The sequence below is a fragment of the Flavobacterium faecale genome, assembly GCF_003076455.1.
Taxonomy (GTDB): Bacteria; Bacteroidota; Bacteroidia; order Flavobacteriales; family Flavobacteriaceae; genus Flavobacterium; species Flavobacterium faecale.
Map to the genome: position 1 here is coordinate 1,913,549 of NZ_CP020918.1, position 19,199 is coordinate 1,932,747.

Genomic DNA, 19,199 nt, shown 5'->3' on the forward strand with positions numbered 1-19,199 from the left:
TAAATTAACGAAAATGAAATTATTCTTTTAGATCAAAAAAAAACACCGTTTTATTAGAACGGTGTTGAGATTGTTTGTGTTATGTTTTATTCTACGCGGGTCAAACCGATAGTCTCGGGAGCATGAAGAACCATTGGAAACTTTTCAATTTTAACAGAACTACTATCAAGTCCAAAAGCACTTTCTTCTGATAAGCTTAATTTTTTGATTAAGAAATAAGAATTCATTACGATCTTTTCGAACCATAGTAAATCACTGTCATTGGATAAGAATTTTTCAGATAATACAAATTTAAAATCACCAATGATGTTGTTTTTATTTAGAGATTCATAACGACTTGTTATGTCAACTTCTCCTTTTTTTACCATGTCTTTGATAACTTCCTTAAACATAAGGTTGATTTTTGTAGGTTCTCTGAATCCTAAGTTGAAATCAATTCGATACAAATCATCTTTTAGTATTTCAGTTACACGGTATTCCGATTTATAAGGTTCAGTAAGAATGTTTACGTGAACAAACCAATAGATATCTGCTCTTTTTGGTCTTTTTTGTAAAATAGAGTACATTACTTTCTCTTCTATTTCGTCAGAGCGATTCGCATTGGTCATGTAAACCAAATGTGTTGCGTATTTTGGAATCGTTAAGTCAACACTTAACTCTGTTAGTACTTTTTTGTAATCGGCTATTTTTACAATTTTGGTGTAGCTCTTGTTGATTTTTTTGGCAAGATACCAAGTAGTCATGATCGAAATTAAGACTAAGGCAATAAGCAACGTAACATATCCACCGTCTGCAAATTTGGTAACGTTGGCCGCAAGAAAGCTAAGCTCAATTAGCAAGTAAAATGTAATTAACGGTACCATGAAATACAATTTTACTCGCTTCATAATAAGGTAGAAGTTTAGTAAAATAGTTGTCATAATCATACACAAGATAATAGCCAATCCATAAGCGTGCTCCATATTGCTAGACTCTTCAAAATGGATTACGATACCTACACAACCAAAAAATAGTAACCAGTTGATAGATGGGATATACAATTGCCCTTTTAATTCTGTAGGGTATTTGATTTTAACTTTTGGCCAAAAATTCAATCGCATCGCTTCGTTTATCAACGTGAATGAACCAGTGATTAAGGCTTGAGAGGCGATTACAGCAGCTAATGTTGCAATTACAATTCCGAAAGGTTGAAACCAGTCAGCCATGATGAGATAGAACGGATTACCATTTTTACCACCAAGAGTTTCTAAAGTTTGTCCTTCGTGCTGAATTAAGTAGGCTCCTTGTCCGAAATAATTAAGTAATAAAGCTATTTTTACAAAGATCCAACTCACACGTATGTTCTTACGTCCGCAGTGACCCATGTCTGAGTACAATGCTTCTGCACCTGTTGTACATAGGAAAACAAGTCCAAGTACAAAAAAACCTTCAGGATGAATTTTTAATAAATGATAGGCGTAATAGGGGTTAATTGCTCTAAAGACTTCGGGCTGTTTTATTATTTGAATAACTCCTAGTGTTGCAAGCATGCTAAACCAAATTAGCATCATTGGAGCAAAAAACTTTCCAACTAATTTTGTTCCAAATTGCTGAATGGTAAACAAAACAAATAAAATACCAATTACAATGGGTACCGTATTAATGTTAGGATAGAAAGTCTTAATCCCTTCAACAGCTGAAGATACTGAGATAGGAGGGGTGATTATTCCGTCTGCAAGTAATGCACTACCTCCAATAATAGCGGGAACAATAAGCCATTTTATTTTTGTCTTCTTGACCAAAGCGTAGAGTGCAAATATTCCTCCTTCACCATGATTGTCTGCGCTAAGTGTAATGAGTACGTATTTGACGGTGGTTTGAAGTGTTAATGTCCAAAAAACAGCGGAAATACCTCCAAGTACAACGTCAATATTAATGGTGTGTTCTCCTAGGATTGCTTTCATTACATATAATGGTGAAGTACCAATATCTCCGTAGATGATTCCTAATGTTATCAATAAACCCCCTAAAGTTAATTTAGAATGTAAATCTTTGTGCGATGTGCTCATGTAGTATTTTTAAAAAACACTTCAAATTTACTCTTTTTAAATATATTAGATTTAAATTTTATAAAAAATGTACAAAAAAAGCACAGTCTGTTAAACTGTGCTTTCGGGCTATTATCAGAACGTATTAAGTTCTTCTGTTTTCATTGGAGTTCGATGATGAACTTCTTCCGCTATTTCCAGATCGTTCAGTTGCGCTTCTTGTTGGCGAACTCGATCTAGCTTCGGATGATCTACTTGAACTCGATTGCACTCTAGGTTCTCTAGTGCTACTCGATTGATTTTGCGAATAACTTCTAGAGCTTGGGCTAGATTGGGTTCTAGCTTCATTAGCTGAACTTGAACTTCTTTGCGAATAATCTCTTGATGTTCTTTGTGGAGTAGCTTCAGTTGTTGAACTTGAACTTCTTTGAGAATAATCTCTCGATGTTCTTCGTGGAGCAGCTTCAATTGTTGTGCTTGAGCTTCTTTGAGTATAGTCTCTAGATGATCTTTGTGGAGTAGCTTCAGTTGTTGAACTTACTCGGTTCTGCGCATAATCTCTTGATGTAGCTGTTCTTTGCGGCGAATTTTCTCTTGTTGAACTTGATCTGTTATTAGAATAATTTCTTGATGTCTCTGTTTTTTGTGGTGCAGATTGTCTTGAAGAATATCCAGTGTTGTTAGAGTAACGACGTTCATTTGATGTAGACGAGTTGCTTCTACTTGATCTAGAAGAGTAATTGTTGTTTCTAGAGGAATAACTACTGCTTCTTCTTTGATCCAAATCATATCGGTTCGTCATTGCTGAATTGCGACTAGAGAAGTTATAATTTGGATGCATACGTTCGTAGTAATTTGATCTATTCGAACGATATAAAACCGGTGCATAAGTACTACGTCTTACATTTACATAGTTATAACTGTTTCTTAAGTTAATAGATATTTGAATGTTTGATCGGTACCTGTAACTTGGAAATGGACTCCAAGCAGCATAATAACTAGGGTATGAGTTCCAATAACAATTAGAAATATAAGGTCTATAGTTGGTTACATAAAACGAAGCGTAAATTAGCGGAGAACTATAATATACTGGTTCGTATATGTAATTTGATCCATAAATATATTCGTTACCAACAAATTGTACTTGTACTCGGTTGTTTTGATCTCTTTCAACATCAATTGTTGCTACGTCTTGATATACATCACGATCCAACACAGATTGAATAATAATTAAATGCGTATTTCTATCTACAGTTTCAATCACTCTTAAATAGTCCACTTGATCGTCATTGTTTAGATCTAGATTCGAAATCTGAATTTTAGGATCGTTGAGTTTTTGCTCGAAATCCTGAAGATTTCTCGAATCTCCAAAAAGTGATGCTACAGCTCTAAGGTCTAGGTTATCGCTTATTTCGTTATTCATTGCATTTACACTTCCGTATTGTGCTTGCATTTGCAAAGCAAAAAGAGAAGTAAGTAAGCTCGCTATAAGTAGTTTAGTTTTCATAATCGGAAGTTTTAATGTTTCTTACAACTAAATATCCAATTACTATGCCAAGAATTACTATTGGCTACTGAAGTAAATTCCTCACTAGCTTTATTGAAATAAAAAACACCTAACTCAATATCTGATCAGATATGAAATAGGTGTTTTTATTTAAGATTTAAATTCTACTAATTTTTAGAATTTTTGTCTTTGTATTGTTGCAGTAATTTTCGATTAAAATCTTCCTCTGCTTTTTTTAGTTTGATGATTTTTACTTTCGGCAAGAACCTTTTTAAATTGGTGATGAGATTTTTGCGCAAAAGGTAGATTTCTTCGTCGGTACTTTCAATTTGACGTAGTAAATCTGTAGCATCTTTTTCGCTCATTTTATCCAAAAGGTTATTCTTCATGGAGTTGCGGTAAGTTCTTACTTTTTGGTGTCTAATTTCAAATTGTTTGTCATCATAGGCGTTGTATATGGGCCAAAAACGGCTTGCCTCTGATGATGTTAGGCTCAGTTCTGAGGTAAAAAAACTAGTTTTTAAGGCTTTAATCTGATTTTTTTTCTCAACCATACTATCTTGAGCAAACCCAATAAAGTTGACAAGGAGTAAGAATAAGAATATTTTTTTTAACTTCATAATAATAGTAGTGTTAGCTAGTTTGTAGTTTTAATTGATGTGGTTTTCACTTTCAATGGCAACTTCTTCTTTCAAAGCATCAATATCCTGCTCATCCAAAAGATTGATAATGTCATATTGCGTCACATTTGACTGGTAGCTAAGATAGGTTTCGATGGAACTATCATCTACTTCGGCTGTTTTAGTCGCTGTTGAAAATAATTGAGGTAATAACAAAGCAATTATAAAAATAGCGGCAACCATAAAAATCACACTCTTTTTCTTTTTAAAAATAGCGATTATTTTTACGTCGTTCTCAGGAGCAGGTACAAGGACTTTTTCTGAAAATTTTTCAAAATAATTGTCAGGTGTCTTAAAACCTGAACTTATTTTTGGGCTGGAATCTAGTTTAAATTCTTTCATGATAGTAGTTAGACTATTGTTATGGTCAAAGGTTTAATTTTTGGTAACAAAAGCTTCAATTTTTTTTACTGCGTGATGGTAGGATGCTTTTAATCCTCCTACTGAGGTTCCTAAAATATCTGATATTTGTTCGTATTTTAATTCCTCAAAATACTTCATTTTAAAAACTAATTGTTGTTTCTCGGGTAAGGTAGCAATAGCTTGCTGTAATTTTAACTGAATTTCGTCACCATCAAAATAACTGTCTGATTTTAAATTATCTATCGCTTTGTTTTGTAATTCCACCGAACTTATACCGCTTTTTTTAGCTTTCTGATTTAAAAAAGTAAGTGCCTCATTGGTTGCAATACGATACATCCAAGAAAAAAGTTTGCTTTCGCCTTTAAAATTTTTAAGATGCTGAAAAACTTTGACAAATGTATTTTGCAGCACATCATCTGCATCATCGTGATTCAAAACAATGTTTCGTATGTGGCTGTATAGTGGTTTTTGATAATCAAACAAGAGTTTTCGAAACGCTTCATTTTGCGTTTTAGGATGTAACAATCGTTCAATAAATTCTTTTTCTTCGAGCAAAATGGTTCGGGTTCGGTTATGGGTAGAAAATAGTAGTGAAATTAAAATTCAGAATCCTCTCCTTTGTCTTCTGGTTCTACAACTTTTGCAGGTTGTGGTTTTTTAATCTCTATCTTTTTTGTCTCTATTTTTTTGATCACCGCTGCCGAACTTTGTATTGGGTGTACTTTAATAGGCTCTTGTTTTACCACAGGTTTTGGTTTGTAGTACGTTCTTTTTTCTGTTATAGGTGTATCAGTCTCTGTCATTTCATGATCAGGTACTGCTTCAACATCAGCAGCTGTACTAGTAGCCACAGGTGTAGGTGGAGCAACGTATACTTGAAATAATGGAATGTAGGTTTCTGTCACCCATTTCGAAGGGTTTTTTACATCTTCTTTGCTAGTAGCAAATACTTCAATGTGCGAAATCGTAGGGTCTACCTTCAGTTGGTTTTTATTGACAAAGGCAACCGCTTTCTCAAATGCTTTTCCTGTATGTGAATAATCACCCGTTAATGTTGCTTTCACCGCTTGACCAACAACTAATTTTCCTGATATCATGTCACTTCCTGGGCTTATGAAGATTTCACTTTGTATAGGAACACAGATTGATACTTTTGCAATATTTTTTATAACATCATAAGTATGATAAATTACAAATGGTTTTCCTGCCGTTGTAATGCTGTTTTCTTCGCAAAAACTAGTAATTTTCGGAACTACAATTTTGCTGTTCTTGATAACTTTTGAAATTTCAGAAGTAAATGATTGTGATAAGTAATAGATGGTAGGTCGTTTTACCACGCCATTGTCAGCAACAGCATAGGTGTTTATTTCGTAATCCAATGCTTTGTCTAGATTGCTCAAGCTTTTTTCATACATTTTACCTATTAAAGCGTCTGGTCCTCCCATTAATGCAGAATAGATTTTGAACATAAAACTCATTTGTCCTTTGGTTCTCCATGTTACTTTTGTTCCGCCAATAGTATCTTTAAATTTCCATGAAACATCAGATGAGTTACCATTAAATACCATTTTTTGAGAAATACTATCGTTTTCTTTCGCAAATAATGTTTTCAGATCTCCATTACCATCTTTTCCTTCCCATGAGAATGAAGCTCCTGGACCTGAGGTTTTATCGGCATATACAAACTTCATCTCAGGGTCTTCCTCTGCCCACGATCCAAAATCTTCCCAGTTTCTATACTCGTTTACATAGTTGTAAACAGATGATTGTGAGGAGTTAATCACTTTGCTTCTTTCTATATCGAATGCTCCTTTTTGTGTTGCTATAAAGATAGACAAGGCTACAAGGCTCAATAGCAATAGTAAAAATATATATTTTAAAATGCGCATAATGTTCGGATTGGTTTGAGATGTAAAGTTATATATTTTATTTATACTGATTGCCTAAGCGGACAAAAATCTCTTAATACGCCCTTTTGTAGCGCCTTTTTGATGTTTTGGGAACTGATTTGTTTTAGATCGAAATCAAGTATCAAGCCAATCTAGTAAACAATGACCCATAACTTTTATAACTGTCAACTTATGTTTATATTTGTGTTATAATTTTAACAAAAAACACGTATGAAGTTTTATTATAATGCTAGCCTTGCGCTAACTTTTTTTGCGTCTTTGGTGGGTACCGCTCAAGATGTTGCTAGTAAAAAGGAAAACAAAGAAAATTCATTTGATTTTCAAGTAGAGCAATTTTCAGATATTAAGGTTTTAAGGTATCAAATTCCAGGTTGGGAAAATTTGACTTTAAAAGAACAAAAATTGGTTTATTATCTCACACAAGCGGGTACATCAGGCCGTGACATTATGTGGGATCAAAATTATAAGTACAATCTAAAAATTAGAAAAGCTCTAGAAAATATTTACCTTAACTATAAAGGAGATAAAACTGCTAGCGATTGGAATAATTTTGAGATCTACCTAAAAAGAGTATGGTTTTCAAATGGAATCCACCATCATTATTCGAATGATAAAATTAAGCCTGATTTTTCACCAGCCTATTTTGCGTCTTTATGTAAGAGTACCAAAACGGTGTTAGAACCCAAAATTGTAGCAATTCTTTTTAATGATCAAGACAACAAAAAAGTGAATCTTGATGAGGCTAAAGGATTAGTAGAAGGTTCTGCAATTAATTTTTACGGAAATGGAATTACACATAAGGAGGTAGAAGATTTCTATGCTCAGAAAAAAAGTCCTGATGCTGCTAAGCCGTATTCATTTGGTTTAAATTCGAAATTGGTTCGAAATAGTAAAGGCCAATTAGAAGAGAAAGTTTGGAAAAGTGGCGGAATGTACGGTGCAGCGATAGATAAAATTATCTTTTGGTTGCAAAAAGCTAAAAGCGTTGCCGAAAACACGAAGCAAGCAGATGCCTTAGGATTATTGATTCAGTATTATACGACTGGTAGTTTGAAAACTTGGGACGATTACAATATTGCGTGGTTACAAGCTACAGAGGGAAATATTGACTACATCAACGGATTTATAGAAGTATACAACGATCCAGTGGGTTACAGAGGTTCTTATGAAACGGTAGTGCAAATTAAGGATTTCGATATGTCTAAAAAAATGGAAGTTTTGTCTAAAAACGCACAATGGTTTGAGGATAATTCACCTTTAACGCCATCACACAAAAAGAAAAATGTTGTTGGGGTATCTTATAAAACGGTTATCGTTGCGGGTGAAGCGGGAGATGCATCTCCAAGTACGCCAATTGGGGTCAATCTTCCCAATGCAGATTGGATTCGTGCTACTTACGGATCAAAATCAGTATCGTTAGGAAACCTTGTTGATGCTTATGGAAAATCTGCTGGAAAAGGTAGATTGGAAGAATTTGTAAATGATAGTGAAGAACTTGAGAGAGCCAAGAAATATGGCGAAATGGGGGATAAGTTGCATACAGCGCTGCATGAAGTAGTAGGACACGCATCGGGTAAAATCAATGAAGGTGTTGGAACACCAAAAGAAACTTTAAAGAGTTACGCTTCTACAATGGAGGAAGGACGTGCAGATCTAGTGGCTTTGTATTATTTGTACAATCCAAAAATTCAAGAATTAGGACTGGTTGATGATTGGCAAAAAGTAGGTATGGAGTCTTATGATGCTTATATTCGAAATGGACTTTTGTCGCAGTTGATCAGAATTAAGTTGGGCGAAAGTATTGAAGAAGCACACATGCGCAATCGCCAATGGGTGAGTGCTTGGGTATTTGAAAAAGGGAAAAATGAGAATGTGATTGAGAAAGTGGTTCGCAATGGTAAGACTTATATCAATATTACAGATTATGAAAAACTACATGACTTATTTGGACAATTATTGAAAGAGGTACAACGTATTAAGTCTGAAGGAGATTATGAGGCTGCTAAATCTTTGGTCGAAAACTACGGAGTGAAAGTGGATCAAAAAATACATGCTGAAGTTATTGAGCGTAACAAACAATTTCCGTCTGCGCCATACAGCGGTTTTGTAAATCCATTTTTGACACCAAAAGTAGATGCAAAAGGCGAAATACTTTCTATTGAAGTGATTCAACCAAAAACGTTTGCTGAACAAATGTTGTATTATGCAAAAAACTTTAGTTTTTTGCCAGCAGTAAACTAGATCTCTTTGTTGTAGGCATTCATGAAAAACACAAAAGAAATGAAGCCTTAGTATAAACAAGTAGCACTATAAAACGAGCTTAAATAAAAAGAAAGGCTTTAGTCGAAATTCATATTGAATTTCAGCTAAAGCCTTTTTTATTGTCGAAAGCAGAAAGTTATATTAGAAAAAAAACTTTGCTACCTGAAAAAGCGAATTATTTTGAAGTGAACAAAATTAAATCAATTATGCGAGAAGAATAGCCAATTTCGTTATCATACCAACCCACCACTTTGACCATCTTTTCGATCACAGAGGTCAGTTGTGCATCAAACAAACACGAATGAGGGTTTCCTAAGATATCAACTGAAACGATTGGGTCCTCAGTATAATCCAAAATTCCTTTTAGGTTTGTTTGTGCTGCTTTTTCAAAAGCTTGGTTAATTTCTTCGATGCTTACTTTACGTTTTACATTAAAAGTAATATCAGTCAAAGAGCCATCTGGTACAGGTACGCGAATACCGCAACCTCCAAGTTTGTTGTCAAGTTCTGGGAAAATTTTGGTCAACGCTTTGGCTGCCCCCGTAGTTGTAGGTACAATGGACTGACTAGCACCACGTGCGCGTCGCAAATCTCGATGCGGTTGGTCATGCAAACTTTGGTCTGTTGTGTAGGAGTGTATAGTAGTAATGTACGCTTGCTCAATACCGCAAAGTTCCTCAATCACTTTGATCATAGGAGCCGCATTATTGGTAGTACAACTTGCGTTAGATATAATAGTTTCCGTTCCATCAAGGATATGTTCGTTAACTCCTAATACTACCGTCTTTATGTTTTCTACTTCTGCAGGAGCAGAAAGAATCACTTTTTTGGCTCCAGCCAATATATGAGCATTAATGTCGTCAAAGGTTTTATATTTTCCGGTAGATTCAATAACATAATCAAGCTCCAGACTTTTCCAATCTAAATTAGAAATCGTTCGCTCATGAAAAAATAAATAATGAGTGTCATCTACAAAAAAGCCTGTTTCATCAGCGGTTACTTTACTAGGTAAAACACCGTGAATGCTATCATACTTTAATAAATGCGCCATCGTTTTGGTATCGGCAATATCATTAATTGCGATAACTTCGATGCTTGGATGATTGAGTAAAAGGCGAAATAGGTTTCGGCCAATACGTCCAAAACCATTTATAGCAATTCTTGTTTTCAAAGAAGTAAGTTTAAAATTCGAGGCTTAATGCATGTAAAAATACGGTAAACCTCGAGATATATTGTTGAAATTTTGGTCAAAACAGATTTCTATATGTATAAATTAAGAAGTGCCTATTTTGCTATCCCTAATTTTTTTATAAAATGTGTTTTTGTGCCTTGTAAGAAGAACGAACTAGTGGGCCACTTTCAACATGACGGAAACCTAATTCCAAACCGTATTGTTCGTATTTTGCAAACTGTTCTGGCGTGATAAACTCTTTTACAGGCAAATGTTTTTTACTTGGTTGCAAATATTGACCAATAGTAACAACATCGACATTGGCATCGCGTAGGTCTCTCATAGTTTGGTAAACTTCTTCTTCTTGTTCACCCAGACCCAACATGATTCCAGATTTAGTTCTATTAATTCCTTTTTCTTTTAAATAACGTAAAACTTCAAGACTACGGTCATATTTGGCTTGGATACGTACTTCGCGAGTCAAGCGGCGTACGGTTTCCATGTTGTGTGAAACCACTTCTGGATTCGCTTCAACAATTCGATCAATATTACGTTCAATTCCTTGAAAGTCCGGAATCAAAGTCTCTAGTGTTGTGTTTGGGTTCATTCTGCGAATAGCCTTAACGGTTTCGATCCAAATAATAGATCCTCCATCTTTCAAATCATCACGATCCACACTTGTAATTACAGCATGCTTGATATTCATGATTTTGATTGATCCCGCTACTTTTTCAGGTTCATCCCAATCTACAGTTTCAGGACGACCAGTTTTTACACCGCAAAACCCGCACGAACGCGTGCAAGTATTTCCAAGAATCATAAAAGTGGCAGTACCTTCTCCCCAGCATTCACCCATATTCGGGCAGCTTCCAGAGGTACAAATCGTGTTCAAGCTATATTTATCAACCAAACCACGAAGTTCAGTATATTTTTTTCCTATTGGTAATTTTACTTTAAGCCATTTTGGTTTTGCAACAGGTGCAGTCGTATCTAAAACAGTTTCCATATCATATTTTTGAGGCTACAAAGATAATGAAACTTGATTTAAAAAGGCTGTTTAACTTTGGCTTGGTTTCCTAGAGATATGTTAAAAAAAAACAGCATCTGTTTGATGCTGTTTAAGGGAGAATTCATGTTTTCGAATTGATTTAAATCTATAAATCAGCTTAATTGTTTTGTATTCAGTTAAATACTGTTTTTATATCAAAGAGCCAACATTAATACATTTGAACAGAAATAGGCATACTGTACGCAGTACGAACGGGTTCTTTATTAATTATTCCGGGAGTCCATTTTGTTTTTAATGATTTCAATACTCGAATGGCTTCCTTATCTAGGCCGTATCCAGGATTGTTTTTTACTTGAATATCGGTCATCGATCCATCTTTTTCTACAACAAAATAAACCATAATGCGTACCATTTTTTCCTCATTAATTTCTGGAGTTTCAAAAGTACGACCTACATAATTGTAGAATTTTTCGATTCCACCAGGAAAAGCAGGAAGTTTGTCTAGAGCTGCTGTTGTAGCAATTTTGTCTCCATAACCAGGTGACGTAGTAGTTCCTGTGGCCTCTGGGGTAGTTGCTCCTTTGTATATTGTTGGTTTGTCGCCAATAATTGCATTAGGATCTATTGATGACGTCGGAATAAGGTCTGTTTTTGGAACATCAGCAGTAGCGAGATCGGCTTGAACAACAATGGGATGCGCGAGACTTTTGGCGACTATTTTCTCTGTAACTACCTGTGGTTTTACCTTTGGTACGATTGCTTTTGCTTCAGGTTGTACCTCCGTTGGTGGCGGTGTAAAGCGCACGGGGATGATCGGGCGGTCAATAGTTGGCGGTGCTATTTCTACAGGATCATTTAGTAGGAGATCAAAACTTTGCAAAACTTTTGGCACAGCAAATACTAGCGCACAAATTGAAATACTGATCAATAAAGCCATAAATGATGTTTTTGCACTTTCTTGGCGTAGTTGGAACGCTCCGTACTCTTTGTTTCTGTTTTCGAATACTAGATTAATCCAGTTTGATTCGTAGATACTTGATTTTGACATAATTCATTTTGGTATTAATGGTTAAGTAAGAATCAAGTCATAGGCAGGTGCTTTTATTTTTTAACGCATTATTAAGAAAAATATTGTTTAGGTTATCAAAAAAAGATAAGAATAATTTAGGTATTATGTTAAAAGGTAGATGAAATAAAAATAGACTCATACTATTGGATAGATGCGTCTATTGAAGTTAGATAATTGAAATTAGTTAAAAAGCATACTTTAACCCAATTTGGATTTGAAAAGGGTTTCCTGAAAGAGAAGGTAGTCCAGAGTTGTTTACTCTATAATTATATTGCTGTTTTGAACTGTCGAATCCAGGTATTGCAGCAGTTGTACCAGCAGCAGGAGTACCTAAGGCGTAAAGTGATTGCGTACCTAATGATTTATTAACTCCCCATTCTTTTTTCAGTAAGTTTGCTACATTAAAAATATCAGTAGTAAATTCTAAAAATTGCTTTTTGCTTAATGTAATTTTTTTGCTGATTCGTACGTCTACAATTCCGTAGAAATTATTTATTCCCCCGTTTCGTTCTGCTATTTTCCCAGAATATTTATTGATATAGTCCTTAATACTTTGACTAGCGTTTGGGTTATCTAGAATGGTTTGTAGTCCTGTCTTAATATTTTGCGGTGTGTTTGGACTGTTTTTATCAAATATATAAGCTAAATCATTTGATGCAGAAACAAAATCTCCATTGGTATTTCCTCCAGAAAGTAAGCTGTAGCGTGTGCCTCCAATACCAGAATAGCGGATACCTACATTAAATCCGTAAAATGTTGGTAGTGTTCCATAAAGAACAACTTTATGCCTGAATTGATTATCAGAATAACTCATTTTACTTAAATCTCTAGGGTTGTCTTTTACAGGCAGGACTAGTGTTGCTGTATTTGCAACATTTCCGTTATAGGATGTGTTATCTTTTGTATCATTTAATGTATAGCTAAAAGAGATTTCACCCTCTTTAAAATAGCGATATGTAGCGTCTACAACCATGGCAAATTGATTCACTTTCCCTTCACTAACTAATTCTAGAACTCTACCTATTTTATTACTAATTCTTCCTTGAAGCCAATCTCCAGCTCCGTTTGCTGGTATTGTGCTTGCTGGTACGTATACACCACGATTATCTTCGTTGGCCAATGTGAAAAAAGGTGTATTAACCATGTTACGGTCTACATACGTATAGTTATTTCGTGCTAAAGTTGCGTATCCTGCAATTCCAGCTCTAAATTTATCAGTGAAGAAATGAGAAAAAGAGATGTTTGATTTGTAAACCACTGGGACTTTTGTATTGGTTCCGGTATAATTTATAGTAGGCAATTGAAAAGCATCTAGTGTTGGGATGCTAGCATAATTATTTCTGTAGTCTGAAAAGTTAGGAACGGGAATGTTGGGAGCGCGGACATCAACTGTTGCTGTATGATTTCCATCAAAATATAAATTATTGATGATGGCATAGTTATTTAAGTCAGATGCAAATATACCACCTCCAAAACGTAAATAATTTTTGTGATTTTCCTTTACATCCCAAGTGAATTGTATTCTTGGTTGAATGATAGCCGATTGTAGCTCATTATCTGTACGAATGTTTAGTTCATCAAAAACCAATTTGTTAAATGTTGCAGTTGGATATTTTGAATAGTCAAAGCGTAAACCCAATGTCATATCTAGTCCTGTTGCAATTTTTGTTTGCAGTTGTCCGTAAATTCCAGCGTTCAAAATATTAGATACAACAGTTGGATCGTTTACCAAAGGTACTTCTCTGTAATATCTGTATGGCGTCAAATTATCAAAATTTGCTACACTATTAAAATGGAAACGTCCATTTACTTCGCTTCCATACAATGATTTAGAATTTGTCTGCATCAGGTCAATTCCAAATGTATATTTAACTTTGTCGGTATTAAAATATAAGTTGTCAATAATTTGAAAAACGTTATTTGTGAATTTTTCCTGTGCAAATCGATGACCTCCAATTTCGATGTTGGTAGTTTTTACAGCTCCATCAATAGTAGATGATACATTTTCAACTATGGCTCTAGGGATATTGTAAGATGGTAATTGATCACCAGGACTACTATCTTGGTAGGTATGTAAGTGTTGTAGCTTCAATTCATTGGTAAATCTACTGTTAACCTTTGTTCTTAAAGAAGCCAAAAGACTATTGTCTAGATTTAAGTCATTGCCATAAGATTCATACAGATTGATAGTAGTATTGTCTTGCAGTCCTAATTTATTATTATCGTACGTAAAGTTATTACGAACAGTCAATAAATTAGAATCATTTATTTGCCAGTCCAAACGTGCAAATGCTGCATCAGAATTTCTTTTTTTATCAAAGGTTCCATACTGCGGTAAGCTTGATACTCCGTATTTATTTCTAGCTATAGTCACAAAATTATCCAATGTTTCTCCAGTGATATTAAATCGAAGTTCATCTGCTTTAGATTGTACGTCAGCAATAATAAGTGGTCGAGAATCATTTTGGTGATCCCATGCTACAAAAAAGTGTAGTTTATCTTTGATAATTGGTCCTCCCAAAGTAAAGCCGTATTGTGTTGTAGAAAAATTATTTTTACGTCTGTTACCTCTAATATCGTATCCACTAGAAAGCCAATCTGCGCGATTGTATACGAACATGCTTCCGCTAAGATCATTTGTTCCTGATTTTGTAACAGCACTAACGGTTCCTCCACCACTTCGACCATAGGCTACGTCGTATTGATTTGTAACTACCTTGAATTCTCGAACAGCTTCAATTGAAATAGAATAAGGTGCACCGCTACGGCTAGTCGTGGATCCTGCTGAGGTTGGGTTTTTTGCATTCATACCATCTAGGGTATAGTTTGTAGACGAGGCAAGTTGTCCAGAGATAGTACCGCCACTGCTTAGGGGGGATAAATCCATTAGACTTGTAAAATTACGACCATTCACGGGTAATGCATTTATAAGTTTTGAGCTCACAGCAGTTGCTCCACCTAGATTTGCTGTTTTGTTTTTCAAACCGCGGCCAACTATTTCTACAACTTCCAAATTTTGAGTTTGACTTTGCATTTCTATTTCAATATTGATGACGTCTCCTTGGTTTAGTGAGTAACCTGAACGTTGTTGCTCACCAAATGGAGCTGCATCTACACTTACGGTGTAAGGACCACCAAGCGGTAGTTCTTTAAAGGTAAATATTCCATTAAAATTAGACAAAGTACTAATGTTAAAACCAGTTGATTGATTTTTGATTAAGACTTTGGCATTTTTAATCGGTTCTGAATTAGTACCAAGCACAATTCCTGTAATAGAAGCTTGAGTTGTTTGTCCTATACTATTGGAACAAGTAAAAAAGACTAAAAAAATAGTCAATAAATGTAGGTGTAATTGTTTCATAAATTGTTGTTGTTTTTCAGAAGCAAAGAAATCAACTTACAAAAAATCATATGTTACTTTAAAAATAAATAAAGGATATGATTGTTAAATAAAAACTAAGAATCACTACTAAATTACTTAATGACAATGTCATTTATTAAAGTACGAATCACTTTAGATAATTAATTCTTAACATAAGCATGTATCGTTAAACCTACTTTTAAGGCTTAATTTAATTAATTATTTATGAAAGTTTGTAACATCCTAGTAGCATGTATATGTGCGTTGTTTTTTTTTAATTGTTCTTCCAATCATCTCATTGTATGCGGTCATCGAGGGGCGATGGGACATGCAACAGAGAATACAATTGCATCGATAAAAAAAGGAATAGAGTTGAAAGCTGATATGCTAGAGATAGATGTTTTTAAAATCAAAACTGGCGAAATTGTGGTATTTCATGATGATACAATGGAAAGAATTACAAATGGAACAGGAAAGATTGAAGATTACAATTTTGTAGACTTACGAAAAGTGTTGATAGAAGGAAAACATCAAATACCAACTTTAGAGGAAGTTATTTTGGCTATCGATAGAAAAGCAGTTCTCAACATTGAATTGAAAGGTGAGAATACTGCAAGTGACACCTATGCTATAATTGAAAAATTTAAAGGAAAAGGTTGGAAAGAGAGTGATTTTTTTATTTCAAGCTTTCGAAAAGGTGAATTGGTAAAAATGAGAGCGCTAAATAATTCTATAGCTATCGGTTTATTAACCTACCAAGAGCCAATTGATCAAGTTTTGAAAAACGCGAAGGAGGTTAAAGCTCAAGCTATAAATCCCTATTATAAAACGTTGACCAAAGAGGATGTACTTACTATGAAAGCAAACAAATACAAAGTAATTCCATGGACTGTAAATGATTCTTTAGATATTAAAAATATGAAGGATATGAAGGTGTCTGGAATTATTACAAACTTCCCTGAGCGAGTAAGGTAGTAACGTTCTAAAAAGATATCAGAAAGGATAAAAGTACAGAAACAGTCAAAAATATATTGGCTGTTTTTTTTGTTTATAATTACAGCTTACCTCTTATCCCTAATAATTTCTGCCAGTAATTTTTTCGCTCGAAGTAGTTTTACCTTCACATTGTTTAGAGGTTCGTCAATGGTAGTGGCGATTTCTTGGTAACTCATTTCTTGAAAGTAACGAAGCTGAATCACCTCTTGGTAATGAGGTTTTAATTCCTTGATGTAGCGCAAGAGTTGCGACAGATTTTGTTCTGTAATAAGTTCATCCTCCGCAGATGGAGTGGTGTCGGCAATATTGTATGCTTTTTGGTCTTCTTTCTCGGTAATTTCTACAAAAAGACTTGCTTTGTTTTTTCGTAACAAATCAATATGCACATTTTTTGCAATACTGATTAACCAAGTGTTAAATTGAAATTCTGGATTATAGGTAGCGATTTTATCAAAAGCTTTAGAAAAGGTTTCGATAGTGATATCCTCGGCATTAGTTTCGTTTTCGGTACGTTTGAGCATGAAGCCATAGACCTCATTCCAATAAAAATTCAATAGATAGGTAAAGGCCGTTTGGTCGCCTAGTTTTGCTTTGTCTATTTGCTTTTTTATTTCCAATGCACGGGTTTTGAGAGAATATTTCGGATAAAGATATTCATTTGCAACAAAATTAGTGCTAATTCTACCACTGGGAACCAAAATTTAATATCATTTTCTTTCAATTTTCTGGCAGTAGACCCAACAATCGTCCAAGCTGCAATGTACCTAGCAACGACCAAACCTACTACAATCATCCATTGAAACTGCCATGATAGTAATATAATTGCGGTTGTGAAAAATAAAAACTGTGAGCTATAAAAAATACCTAACTGAATCTTGTCAATCGTTTTGTAGTGATTTGCAGTCGATACATGTCTGCGTTTTTGAATAAACCACTCTTTGTACGTCGTCTTCGGTTTCGAATAAGTAAAACTCTCTGGCGTATAAGCAATCGTGGTGTTTTCTGAATGTGCGGCTTCATTTATAAATAAATCATCATCTCCAGAACGAATCTGAATATGATTGATAAAACCGTTTACATTAAAAAATTCTTCCTTTTTGTAGGCAAGGTTACGCCCTACACCCATATACGGATGACCTGCTTTTGCCCAAGACAAATATTGCACCGCCGTAAGTACGGTTTCAAAACGGATAATTTTATTTAAAAATGATTTTGATATTTTTTCATATCCACCATAGCCCAAAACTATCGTCTTGTGCATGGTAAACTGCGAAGTCATTGCAGTAATCCAATCTTTTGAGGTAGGGTAGCAATCGGCATCAGTAAAAAGTAAATAGTCTTTTTTTGCCGACTTGATTCCGAGTGTCAAAGCATATTTTTTATTACCCCAAAAAGCTTCGTTGTTTTGTACTTTTACGAGTCGCACATTTTCGTATTGTTTTTCAAAAGCTTCAAAAACCTCTAGTGTGTTATCGCTAGAAGCATCGTCGATTAATACAATCTCAAAGTCGGGATAGTTCTGCTCAGCTAATAATGGCACAAATGCAAGAGCATTTTCTTCTTCGTTTTTTGCACATACAATAACGGAAACTGGAATTCTCTTTGGTGTTATTTTTTGCGCTTTCGCGAAAGCAAAATTGCTAAAAATGCCTAAATAATACACTAATTGAACAACAACAATAAAGATGAAAAAGTAAAGTAATAGTATAAGCATCGGATTTTATAAAGTTATTTTAAATCGAGTGCAAAGGTATGAATACAATTAGGAATACTAAATGTTATAGTCTGAATTTTAAAATAAAATTTTTTTGATCATTTTCGAGTTAAATGACATTCACTTCAGCTTCAATTTGAATGCCAAAGGTCTTAAAGATAGTTTGTTGAATGTCTCTCGATACAGCCAAGATTTCTTGACCGGTTGCACCACCATAGTTCACCAAAACCAATGCTTGATTCTTATGTATACCTGCGTCACCAAAGCGTTTTCCTTTAAAGCCAGCTTGCTCGATTAACCAGCCTGCAGGAACTTTTACTTCGGTTTCTGAGATATCATAAAATTTCATTTCTGGAAATTTAGCATGAATTGGTTCGAAATCTTTTTTACTTACAATTGGATTTTTAAAGAAGCTACCGCTGTTTCCTAATTCTTTTGGATCGGGTAATTTACTTTTTCGAATGGCAATTACCGCATTGCTTACCTCTTTTAGCGTGGGAGTGGTGATGTTGTTTTTAGCCAATTCGCCTGCAATGTCACCGTAAGAAATGTTTATTTTGTGGTTTCTTTTGGTCAATTTAAAAACCACAGAGGTAATTATGTATTGGTCCTTAACTTCATTTTTAAAAACGCTTTCACGGTAGCCAAAAGCACATTCGTCCTTAAAAAATGTTTTGCACTCTTGATCTTCGATCGCTACTGCATCACAAGAAACAAAAGTATCTTTGATCTCAGCGCCATACGCACCAATGTTTTGTACGGGTGTGGTGCCTACATTTCCAGGTATAAGTGACATATTTTCTAGTCCACCAAAATCTTGCTCGATAGTCCAGAGAACAAATTCGTGCCAGTTTTCACCTGCTTGACTTTCGACCCAAACAAAATCGTCGTCTTCTTTAATTATTTTTTTACCTTTTAGATCAATATGAATAACGAGTGCTTCTATGTTTTGTGTCAAAAGCATATTGCTTCCTCCACCCAAAATAAATTTTTTCTCGCTAGGGTTTTCTACCAAAACTGTTTTTAATTCGGCAACCGTATGCACGGCTATAAATTGTTTGGCTTGGGCTTCAATCCCAAAAGTATTAAAGTTTTTTAACGAAAAAGCAGACTGTAATTCCATAAAATAA

Annotated in this window: 15 protein-coding genes; 2 read left to right on the forward strand and 13 right to left on the reverse strand. The window is 34.7% G+C overall.

The window, feature by feature from the left end:
• Nucleotides 1–86: 86 nt before the first annotated feature.
• The 6 genes from FFWV33_RS08435 to FFWV33_RS08460 all read right to left on the reverse strand — a co-directional run bounded on the left by FFWV33_RS08435 (nucleotide 87) and on the right by FFWV33_RS08460 (nucleotide 6,466).
• Nucleotides 87–2,048: a KUP/HAK/KT family potassium transporter gene (locus FFWV33_RS08435; protein ID WP_108740491.1), complete on the reverse strand. Its 1,962-nt coding sequence runs from the start codon at nucleotides 2,046–2,048 to the stop codon at nucleotides 87–89.
• A 124-nt stretch (nucleotides 2,049–2,172) separates the two neighbouring features.
• Nucleotides 2,173–3,534 carry a hypothetical protein gene (locus FFWV33_RS08440; protein ID WP_108740492.1) on the reverse strand — a complete coding sequence of 454 codons (1,362 nt, stop codon included), beginning with the start codon at nucleotides 3,532–3,534 and terminating at the stop codon, nucleotides 2,173–2,175.
• Nucleotides 3,535–3,701: 167 nt separating this feature from the next.
• Entirely contained in the window at nucleotides 3,702–4,154 is a 453-nt protein-coding gene (locus FFWV33_RS08445; protein ID WP_108740493.1) for a sensor of ECF-type sigma factor, read from the reverse strand.
• Between the two features lie 30 nt (nucleotides 4,155–4,184).
• Nucleotides 4,185–4,556 carry a hypothetical protein gene (locus FFWV33_RS08450; RefSeq protein ID WP_108740494.1) on the reverse strand — a complete coding sequence of 124 codons (372 nt, stop codon included), beginning with the start codon at nucleotides 4,554–4,556 and terminating at the stop codon, nucleotides 4,185–4,187.
• Nucleotides 4,557–4,589: 33 nt separating this feature from the next.
• Nucleotides 4,590–5,132 (reverse strand): RNA polymerase sigma factor, encoded by a 543-nt coding sequence (locus tag FFWV33_RS08455; protein WP_108740495.1) that lies wholly within the window; start codon nucleotides 5,130–5,132, stop codon nucleotides 4,590–4,592.
• A 41-nt stretch (nucleotides 5,133–5,173) separates the two neighbouring features.
• Complete coding sequence (locus FFWV33_RS08460) at nucleotides 5,174–6,466, reverse strand: SRPBCC family protein (protein WP_211316288.1); 1,293 nt, start codon at nucleotides 6,464–6,466, stop codon at nucleotides 5,174–5,176.
• A 231-nt stretch (nucleotides 6,467–6,697) separates the two neighbouring features.
• Here FFWV33_RS08460 and FFWV33_RS08465 point away from each other — a divergent pair, with 231 nt between their 5' ends.
• Nucleotides 6,698–8,728: a dipeptidyl-peptidase 3 family protein gene (locus tag FFWV33_RS08465; protein ID WP_108740496.1), complete on the forward strand. Its 2,031-nt coding sequence runs from the start codon at nucleotides 6,698–6,700 to the stop codon at nucleotides 8,726–8,728.
• A gap of 196 nt (nucleotides 8,729–8,924) precedes the next feature.
• Here FFWV33_RS08465 and gap read toward each other — a convergent pair whose 3' ends face one another.
• The 4 genes from gap to FFWV33_RS08485 form a co-directional block, all read right to left on the reverse strand.
• Nucleotides 8,925–9,920, reverse strand: coding sequence for a type I glyceraldehyde-3-phosphate dehydrogenase (gene gap / locus FFWV33_RS08470; RefSeq protein ID WP_108740497.1), 996 nt, complete (start codon nucleotides 9,918–9,920; stop codon nucleotides 8,925–8,927).
• Between the two features lie 136 nt (nucleotides 9,921–10,056).
• Complete coding sequence (gene lipA / locus FFWV33_RS08475; protein ID WP_108740498.1) at nucleotides 10,057–10,926, reverse strand: lipoyl synthase; 870 nt, start codon at nucleotides 10,924–10,926, stop codon at nucleotides 10,057–10,059.
• 211 nt (nucleotides 10,927–11,137) lie between these two features.
• Complete coding sequence (locus tag FFWV33_RS08480) at nucleotides 11,138–11,977, reverse strand: energy transducer TonB (protein ID WP_108740499.1); 840 nt, start codon at nucleotides 11,975–11,977, stop codon at nucleotides 11,138–11,140.
• A 205-nt stretch (nucleotides 11,978–12,182) separates the two neighbouring features.
• A complete protein-coding gene (locus FFWV33_RS08485; protein WP_108740500.1) occupies nucleotides 12,183–15,359 on the reverse strand; it encodes a TonB-dependent receptor in 3,177 nt (1,058 codons plus the stop codon).
• 225 nt (nucleotides 15,360–15,584) lie between these two features.
• Here FFWV33_RS08485 and FFWV33_RS08490 point away from each other — a divergent pair, with 225 nt between their 5' ends.
• Nucleotides 15,585–16,334: a glycerophosphodiester phosphodiesterase gene (locus FFWV33_RS08490; RefSeq protein WP_108740501.1), complete on the forward strand. Its 750-nt coding sequence runs from the start codon at nucleotides 15,585–15,587 to the stop codon at nucleotides 16,332–16,334.
• A gap of 86 nt (nucleotides 16,335–16,420) precedes the next feature.
• On the opposite strand, the gene FFWV33_RS08495 is transcribed toward FFWV33_RS08490, so the two are convergent.
• The 3 genes from FFWV33_RS08495 to murB all read right to left on the reverse strand — a co-directional run bounded on the left by FFWV33_RS08495 (nucleotide 16,421) and on the right by murB (nucleotide 19,192).
• Complete coding sequence (locus FFWV33_RS08495) at nucleotides 16,421–16,972, reverse strand: RNA polymerase sigma factor (RefSeq protein ID WP_108740502.1); 552 nt, start codon at nucleotides 16,970–16,972, stop codon at nucleotides 16,421–16,423.
• On the reverse strand, nucleotides 16,963–18,069 hold the full coding sequence (locus tag FFWV33_RS08500; protein WP_108740503.1) for a glycosyltransferase: 1,107 nt from the start codon (nucleotides 18,067–18,069) through the stop codon (nucleotides 16,963–16,965). Before FFWV33_RS08500 ends, FFWV33_RS08495 begins: the two co-directional genes overlap by 10 nt.
• A 109-nt stretch (nucleotides 18,070–18,178) precedes the next feature.
• On the reverse strand, nucleotides 18,179–19,192 hold the full coding sequence (gene murB, locus FFWV33_RS08505) for a UDP-N-acetylmuramate dehydrogenase (RefSeq protein ID WP_108740504.1): 1,014 nt from the start codon (nucleotides 19,190–19,192) through the stop codon (nucleotides 18,179–18,181).
• Between the last annotated feature and the right edge of the window lie 7 nt (nucleotides 19,193–19,199).

What these genes read in the sequence shown, in the direction of transcription:
- FFWV33_RS08435 (WP_108740491.1), bottom strand. Translation starts at nt 2,048, where the DNA reads ATGAGCACATCGCACAAAGATTTACATTCTAAATTAACTTTAGGGGGT.
- FFWV33_RS08440 (WP_108740492.1), bottom strand. Translation starts at nt 3,534, where the DNA reads ATGAAAACTAAACTACTTATAGCGAGCTTACTTACTTCTCTTTTTGCT.
- FFWV33_RS08445 (WP_108740493.1), bottom strand. Translation starts at nt 4,154, where the DNA reads ATGAAGTTAAAAAAAATATTCTTATTCTTACTCCTTGTCAACTTTATT.
- FFWV33_RS08450 (WP_108740494.1), bottom strand. Translation starts at nt 4,556, where the DNA reads ATGAAAGAATTTAAACTAGATTCCAGCCCAAAAATAAGTTCAGGTTTT.
- FFWV33_RS08460 (WP_211316288.1), bottom strand. Translation starts at nt 6,466, where the DNA reads ATGCGCATTTTAAAATATATATTTTTACTATTGCTATTGAGCCTTGTA.
- FFWV33_RS08465 (WP_108740496.1), top strand. Translation starts at nt 6,698, where the DNA reads ATGAAGTTTTATTATAATGCTAGCCTTGCGCTAACTTTTTTTGCGTCT.
- lipA (WP_108740498.1), bottom strand. Translation starts at nt 10,926, where the DNA reads ATGGAAACTGTTTTAGATACGACTGCACCTGTTGCAAAACCAAAATGG.
- FFWV33_RS08480 (WP_108740499.1), bottom strand. Translation starts at nt 11,977, where the DNA reads ATGTCAAAATCAAGTATCTACGAATCAAACTGGATTAATCTAGTATTC.
- FFWV33_RS08485 (WP_108740500.1), bottom strand. Translation starts at nt 15,359, where the DNA reads ATGAAACAATTACACCTACATTTATTGACTATTTTTTTAGTCTTTTTT.
- FFWV33_RS08490 (WP_108740501.1), top strand. Translation starts at nt 15,585, where the DNA reads ATGAAAGTTTGTAACATCCTAGTAGCATGTATATGTGCGTTGTTTTTT.
- FFWV33_RS08500 (WP_108740503.1), bottom strand. Translation starts at nt 18,069, where the DNA reads ATGCTTATACTATTACTTTACTTTTTCATCTTTATTGTTGTTGTTCAA.
- murB (WP_108740504.1), bottom strand. Translation starts at nt 19,192, where the DNA reads ATGGAATTACAGTCTGCTTTTTCGTTAAAAAACTTTAATACTTTTGGG.